This window comes from Burkholderia sp. A2, from assembly GCF_001729305.1.
Lineage (GTDB): Bacteria > Pseudomonadota > Gammaproteobacteria > Burkholderiales > Burkholderiaceae > Burkholderia > Burkholderia sola.
In genome coordinates this window covers 1-599 of the sequence record NZ_LZXX01000140.1, presented here as the reverse complement: position 1 = coordinate 599, position 599 = coordinate 1, and the positions used below count along the sequence as shown (strand labels likewise).

Here is a 599-nt window from a genome sequence, read left to right as displayed (position 1 = left end):
CGAGCAGGTCGCCCGCGCGGCTCACGTTGCGCGTGTCGTCGAGCGCGACGAGATAGGGAATCAGATTCAGGTCGAGCGGGTCCATCGCCGGGGCCGGTATCTTCAAAACGTATACAACATATCTCCTGAATCGCGTTGCCGCATAGTCGGGAAAGCGCTCAAATGTGTTCGACGATTCGAATTAATGTTCAGGAGACGAACAATGCGCACCCAAGTCGCGATCATCGGCGCCGGTCCGTCCGGCCTTCTGCTGTCCCATTTGCTGCGCCTGCAAGGCGTCGATTCCATCCTCGTCGAAGCGCGTTCGCGCGAATACTGCGAGAACCGCATCCGTGCCGGCGTGCTGGAGCAGGGCACGGTCGACACGCTGAACGAAGCCGGCCTCGGCGAGCGGATGCGCCGCGAAGGGCTCGAACATCACGGCATCGAACTGCTGTTCGACGGCCAGCGCCACCGCATCGACCTGTCCGGACTGACCGGCGGGCGCGCGATCACCGTCTACAGCCAGCATGAAGTGGTGCGCGACCTGATTGCGGCCGGTGTCGAGCACGGCCATCAGATGCACTTCGAAGTGAGCGACGTCGCGCTGCACGACGTCG

1 protein-coding gene is annotated in these 599 nt (G+C 62.9%); it reads left to right on the top strand.

The window, feature by feature from the left end:
• Positions 1 to 202 precede the first annotated feature (202 nt).
• Positions 203 to 599, top strand: a 397-nt coding sequence (locus A9Z05_RS31435) for an FAD-dependent monooxygenase (RefSeq protein WP_176730265.1), incomplete at its 3' end; no start/stop codon positions are given.